Below are 6426 nucleotides of genomic sequence, written 5' to 3' on the forward strand. Positions count from 1 at the left end.
ATGGCGCCCGGCCCTGCCAGAACCGGACACGCAATGGGAACCGCGCCGATATGGCGCCCGTCCCGAGACCCCTCTCCCAAAACGCCGCGCACCAAGGAACCGAAAACCAGATGGTCCATGGCAATGATGAGCAGCAATAATCCGCCCGCCAGCATGAGATCAGCCAAATGGATACGGAAAACCCGGGTTAGGAGCCCTTCTCCGATCAATATAAAGAGGAAGAGGATGAAGGAAGCCGCCAGCACGCCTGTTCGAAAGGCGCACCTGCGTTCCCTGGGATCGAGCGAAGCGGTAATCTGCAAAAAGACCGGCACACTGCCGATGGGATTCACAATGGCAAAGAGAATGAGCGTTGATTCAAGGAGCACTAAAGATCCTCCGCTGCGAACATGGCAGCCCCAATCAGGCCTGCTTCGTTCAGAAGCTGTGCGGGGACGACTCGGGTATTTACCTTGATCTGGTCGGAAAAGCGTTCAAACTTCTTGCTCGCGCCCCCGCCGACAATGATCAAGTCCGGCCAGGTCAGCATGGCCAGATGCTTGAGATACTTGTTGAAGCGCTTGCCCCACTGGTCCCAGTCCAAATCCTCGTCCTTGCGCACCGCGTCCGAGGTGTAGTGTTCGGCAATCATTCCTTTATAGAACAGATGGCCGAATTCCGTATTAGGGACAAGCTTGCCGTCGATAAAGACCGCGGTCCCCAGGCCCGTGCCCACTGTAATCATGATCACCACGCCCTTGACGCCGCGGCCCGCCCCAAAATGAATCTCCGCCACACCCGCGCTATCCGCATCATTGACCACATGCGTGTCACAACCCGTAACCTTGGTGAAGAGCTTGCAGACCGGCGTGCCGATCCAACTAGGGTCAATATTGGCAGCCGTCTCCACCACACCACCGCGCACCACGGCCGGAAATCCCGCACCGATCTTGCCTTTCCATTTGAAATGTTGGACGAGTTCTTTGAGGGCATCGGCCACAGCTTGCGGAGTAGCAGGTTGAGGGGTCGCAATGCGGTATCGCTCTGCCAAAAGCTCACCGGTTTCAATATTGACCGGAGAGCCCTTGATGCCCGAGCCCCCGATATCCACTCCCAGTATTTCCATAGTCCTCCCCTTTTCCCCTTGAATATCGCCCTGACATTATAAAACCATATTGCTCCAGGCCCAAGCATAGCTTTTAGCCTAAATTAGCCGTGGACGGGGTGGGGGTGGATGCGTATAATGGCCTGTTACTCAAGAGCAAGGTCAGGGACGGTTCTTACCGTCCGATCTATTCAGTGGGCCGTAAGAACCGTCCCTTAAGAATCAGACCAGAAGAAACCAAGCGAGGACAAGTTCATGAGCACAGCAACAGCCCCCTTTACCCTTCCCGCGCTGCCCTTTGACCAGAATGCGCTGGAGCCCTATATCTCGGCCAACACCTTGAGCTACCACTACGGCAAGCACCACCAGGCCTACGTAAACAAACTCAACGAACTTGTGACAGGCACCGAGTACGCAGACCAGACCCTGGAACAGATCATCAAGAGCACGGCAGGCAAGGGAGATAAATCCGGCATTTTCAATAACGCAGCCCAGGTTTGGAATCACACGTTTTTTTGGAACAGCCTGAACCCTTACAGTTCCAAGCAACCCGTGGGCGAGATCGGCAAAAAAATCAACGAGGCCTTTGGAAGTTATGACGAGTTTCTCAAGGCATTTGCGAATGCAGGCATGACTCAGTTCGGCAGTGGGTGGGCTTGGCTGATCCGGGACGAAAACACGGTAAAAATCGTGAAGACCCCCAATGCCGAGACCCCGCTGGCCTACGACCAGAAGCCTTTGCTCACGGTCGACGTATGGGAGCACGCGTACTACCTGGATTACCAGAACAAGCGTAATGAGTACTTAGCGACTGTACTGAAGAATCTGTTGAATTGGGAGTTTGCCGCGCAGAACTGGGGCTGACGTGTTTTAAGCTCTAAGTGCCGCGCGCAGGAGTTCGCGGTTGAGGCGGGCGATATGGGTGACGGAGATTTCTTTGGGGCAGGCGGCCTCGCACTCGCTGGTGTTGGTGCAGTTGCCGAAGCCTTCTTTGTCCGCAGCCTCGACCATGGCGAGCACACGGCGGGTGCGCTCCGGATGCCCCTGCGGCAAGAGGGCATATTGCGAAACCTTGGCGCCTAGAAAAAGCATGGCCGAGGCGTTCTTGCAGGCAGCGACGCATGCCCCGCAACCGATACACGCAGCCGCATCCATGGCTTTGTCGGCATTCTCTTTGGGCACGGGCACGGCATTGGCGTCCGGCACAGCTCCCGTGCGCACGGACACAAAGCCTCCGGCCTGCATCACACGGTCCAGAGCGCTGCGGTCCACAACCAAATCTTTGATCACCGGAAAGGCTTTGGCGCGCCAGGGTTCGATCGTGACCGTGTCGCCGTTATTGAAAAGCCGCATGTGAAGCTGGCAGGCTGTGATCCCTCTCTTGGAGCCGTGCGCCTGGCCGTTGATCATCACGCTGCAGGCCCCGCAGATACCCTCGCGGCAATCGTTTTCAAAGGCAACGGGCTCCTCGCCTTTCTTGATCAGATCCTGGTTGAGCATGTCCAGCATTTCCAAGAACGACATGTCCGGGGACACGTCCCCGGCTTCATAAGTCACGAAGCGGCCCGGGGCATCCGGACCCTTTTGGCGCCAGATCTTGAGGGTGAGCGTCATGGATTCCGCACTCACTTGTAACTCCTTTGCGAAGGCTTCACGTACTCAAATTCCAATTCTTCTTTGTGCAGGGTGGCCGGCTTGCCCACGCCCGCAAATTCCCAAGCCGCGGCATAACTGAAATTATCATCATCGCGTTTGGCCTCGTGCTCCCCGGTTTGGCTTTCCTCGCGGAAATGTCCCCCGCAAGACTCCTTGCGGTGCAGGGCGTCATCCACCAAGAGTTCCGCGAACTCCAGATAATCGGCCACGCGCCCGGCGTATTCCAATGCCTGGTTGAATTCCTCGCCCGAACCCGGCACAATCGCGTTCTTCCAAAACTCATCTCTTAACTCAGGGATGCGCGCCTTGGCGTGATTGAGCCCCTTTTCGTTGCGCGCCATGCCGCAGTCATTCCACATCAGGAGGCCGAGTTCCCGGTGGATTTCCAGAACCGTGCGCTTGCCCTTCAGCGCCAGGAGCTTTGCATTCCGCTCCCGGACCTCTGCCGCAGTCTTGAGCACTTCCGGATGATCGGCACCAATCTCGACTTTCTCCTGCCCGGCAAGGTAAGCGCTCAATGTATAGGGAAGCACAAAGTAGCCGTCGGCCAAACCCTGCATCAACGCGCTGGCGCCCAGGCGATTGGCCCCGTGATCCGAGAAATTCGCCTCCCCAATCACAAAGAGACCGGCCAGATTGCTCATCAAATTGTAGTCCACCCAAAGCCCGCCCATGGTGTAATGCACGGCCGGAAAAATACGCATGGGTTGCTTGTATGGGTTTTCGCCCGTGATGTTCTCGTACATATCGAACAAATTGCCGTATTTCTCGCGAATCACCGCTTCGCCGTCGCGGGCAATCGCATCGGCAAAATCCAGATACACGGCCAGACCTGTAGAGCCCACCCCGCGTCCCTCATCACACACTTGCTTGGCCGCCCGGCTTGCCACGTCGCGCGGCACCAAGTTGCCGAAGCTCGGGTACTTGCGCTCCAGGTAATAGTCGCGCTCGCCCTCGGGAATCTGCCCTACAGGGCGCTTATCGCCCTTTTGCTTGGGCACCCACACACGGCCGTCATTGCGCAGGCTTTCGCTCATCAGCGTAAGTTTGAACTGCTTGTCCCCATGCACCGGAATGCAGGTGGGATGAATTTGAGTAAAACACGGATTGGCAAAATACGCGCCGCGGCGGTACGCGCGCCATGTGGCCGTTACATTGCAGTTGGACGCATTGGTGGACAGGAAATAAACATTGGAATAACCACCAGTCCCCAGGACCACGGCATCGGCCAGATGCGTCTCGATTTTTCCTGTAATCAAGTCGCGGGTCACAATGCCCCTGGCATAACCATCCACCACAACCAGGTCCAGCATCTCTGTGCGCGCATGCATTTTCACCTGGCCCGCGGCAACCTGCCGCATGAGCGCGCTGTACGCGCCCAACAGAAGCTGCTGCCCGGTCTGCCCGCGCGCGTAAAAGGTGCGGCTCACCTGCGCGCCGCCAAAAGAGCGGTTGGCCAAAAGTCCGCCATACTCGCGCGCAAAGGGCACGCCCTGCGCCACACATTGATCAATGATGGCGCCGCTAACCTCGGCCAAACGGTACACGTTGGCCTCGCGAGCCCGGAAGTCCCCGCCCTTGACCGTGTCGTAGAAAAGACGGTAAACACTGTCCCCGTCATTCTGATAATTCTTGGCCGCGTTAATCCCGCCCTGGGCCGCAATGCTGTGCGCACGGCGCGCGCTATCCTGATAACAGAAAGCCTCGACCTTGTACCCCAGTTCACCCAGGCTCGCGGCAGCCGATGCCCCGGCCAGGCCTGTGCCCACCACAATGATGCGGTACTTGCGCTTGTTGGCCGGATTGACCAGCTTGAGATCGAACTTGTGTTTCTCCCACTTCTCTTGAATCGGACCGCTGGGAATTTTGGAGTCCAGTGCCACTGTCTACCCCTTAAGGAAAAAGGCCCAAATCGGGATCGAACTAAATCCGATCACCATGAGCCCTGAAAAAATCCGGGAAACCCACTGCACGAGCGGGTCGTAATTGTCGTTGTCCAAACCCAGGGAACGCATGCAGCTTTGAACCGCATGATAGAGATGAAAGCCGAGGATCAGGACCGAAGCCACATAAAATGCGAAAAATACCGGCTTCTGAAAGAGCTGCAGAACCATGGTGTACCAATCCACGTAGCCCTTGGCGTCGTAGAGATGCTCGGCAAACTTGAAATGCAGCAGGTGCAGCACAACAAACACGCCCACCAGGCCGCCGGTGTAGGCCATCACCCTGGACGCCAGGGTCGAACCGCCCTTCCCCTTATAACTGGCATAACCGGCTCCGCGCGCCCGCTTGTTCTCAATGCTCACCACAATGGCCAAGACAATGTGCACGAGGAACAGAGCGAGCAGACCGAGCTCAGCCAGCTTCAGCAAGGGCCCCAGAGACTCGAGTTTGTGGCCGTAGGCGTTGTAGGCGTCCCCTCCCGGACCCTTATATAGGAAGAGATTGCCGATCAGATGCGCTACGAGGAACCCGCAGAGAGCAAGGCCCGTTACCGCCATGAGGTACTTTTTGCCGACTGAACTCTTGAGGACGCGTATGATTTGCTTCATAGAGTGAACCAGGATACTCCAAGGCCTTTTGATTTGCAACGGGGCTCAGGCCCGTTCAGACTACTGTTCTAATCCGTAGTTCTCCCACTGGTCCAGCTGGGAAATATTGACGGCGTCCATTCCTTGATGAAAATCCTGCACGTTTTCAACTTCCCCGCTAAACTCAACCCAGAAACGGCCGTTGCCCGCGGTCGTCTGAAAATTGCCGTACTTGGAGCTGCGGTTATATTCTTCGCGGGCCTTGCGGTCCTTCCAGGCCACTGTCTTCTCATAGGAGTCATCGGTTTCGCTTTCAGAATCCCAGTTCTGCATCATTCCGGCAGCATAGGCGCCCATGCCCCTGAAAGTACCGATATCCGTGACCTCGGCATTGATTTGCTTGCCGTCGGGGCTTTCATAAACCGCTTGAACAACGGTGGAGCGAATATTCATCGCCGAATTGCGGTCGCCGGAAGAACTTGTCTTCTTGTAAGCGCCGAAGCTTTCGGGAAGCACACTCTTGAGTTCGCTAATGCCGACGGTTTGTACCGGAGTACCGGCCTGCGGAGCTCCGGCCACCTGAGCCAAACCCTGGCCCAGGGCCGCAAAAGCCGCGGCCATTTCCTGCGAAGCGGCTTCCATTTGCTTCTGGAAGGCTTCCTGATCAAAGTCCTGATTCTCAACCGCTCTCGCGCCGGTGGATAGACCCAGCGCGCAAGTCACTGCCAAGCCGAACACAAGGGTCCTGCGGAATAGGCTATACATGCTCTCTTTCCTCCTGGTTGTCTTCATGCGAATTACATATGAACGGCTTCGCCGCGCGCATCCAGCGCAGCTTCCTTGACTGATTCGGATAGGGTGGGGTGCGCGTGAATCGTCAGAGCAATATCCTCGACATTGCCTCGAAAGGCCATGGTGGTGACGAGCTCTTGGAGCAAATCCCCTGCATGGGTCGCAATAATGTGCGCGCCCAGCAGCCGGTCGGTCTTATTTTCGGCGATAATCTTCACAAAACCCTCGGTATCATTCATGCAGCGGGCCCGGCCGTTCGCGCTGAACGGATAGCGGCCGGTACGAATATCGTGCCCGGCCTCCAGCGCTTGCTGTTCGCTCAAGCCCACGGAGGCAATCTCCGGATGCGTGTAGACCACGCTG

The 6426-nt window shown here is 56.9% G+C and carries 8 protein-coding genes; 1 reads left to right on the forward strand and 7 read right to left on the reverse strand.

Annotated features, from left to right (window positions below; translation table 11 throughout):
- Together JW937_06835 and JW937_06840 are read right to left on the reverse strand one after the other, a co-directional pair.
- A partial coding sequence (locus tag JW937_06835; GenBank protein ID MBN1587127.1) for a MarC family protein occupies positions 1-368 on the reverse strand: 368 nt, incomplete at its 3' end.
- Complete coding sequence (locus JW937_06840; GenBank protein MBN1587128.1) at positions 368-1105, reverse strand: ROK family protein; 738 nt, start codon at positions 1103-1105, stop codon at positions 368-370. The genes JW937_06835 and JW937_06840, both read right to left, overlap by 1 nt.
- Before the next feature lie 234 nt (positions 1106-1339).
- Here JW937_06840 and JW937_06845 point away from each other — a divergent pair, with 234 nt between their 5' ends.
- A complete protein-coding gene (locus JW937_06845) occupies positions 1340-1948 on the forward strand; it encodes a superoxide dismutase (GenBank protein MBN1587129.1) in 609 nt (202 codons plus the stop codon).
- Positions 1949-1954: 6 nt separating this feature from the next.
- Here the strand turns inward: JW937_06845 and JW937_06850 are convergent, their stop codons facing one another.
- The 5 genes from JW937_06850 to JW937_06870 all read right to left on the reverse strand — a co-directional run.
- A complete protein-coding gene (locus JW937_06850) occupies positions 1955-2698 on the reverse strand; it encodes a succinate dehydrogenase/fumarate reductase iron-sulfur subunit (protein MBN1587130.1) in 744 nt (247 codons plus the stop codon).
- Positions 2699-2709: 11 nt separating this feature from the next.
- Positions 2710-4623, reverse strand: a complete 1914-nt coding sequence (locus JW937_06855; protein ID MBN1587131.1) for a fumarate reductase/succinate dehydrogenase flavoprotein subunit — start codon at positions 4621-4623, stop codon at positions 2710-2712.
- Between the two features lie 3 nt (positions 4624-4626).
- Entirely contained in the window at positions 4627-5292 is a 666-nt protein-coding gene (locus JW937_06860; GenBank protein MBN1587132.1) for a succinate dehydrogenase cytochrome b subunit, read from the reverse strand.
- A 60-nt stretch (positions 5293-5352) separates the two neighbouring features.
- Positions 5353-6036: a hypothetical protein gene (locus JW937_06865; GenBank protein MBN1587133.1), complete on the reverse strand. Its 684-nt coding sequence runs from the start codon at positions 6034-6036 to the stop codon at positions 5353-5355.
- A 32-nt stretch (positions 6037-6068) separates the two neighbouring features.
- Positions 6069-6426 (reverse strand): dihydrolipoyl dehydrogenase (locus JW937_06870; protein ID MBN1587134.1); only part of this gene is annotated, 358 nt, incomplete at its 5' end.

The sequence above is a fragment of the Candidatus Omnitrophota bacterium genome (assembly GCA_016929445.1).
Lineage (GTDB): Bacteria > Omnitrophota > Gorgyraeia > JAFGIU01 > JAFGIU01 > JAFGIU01.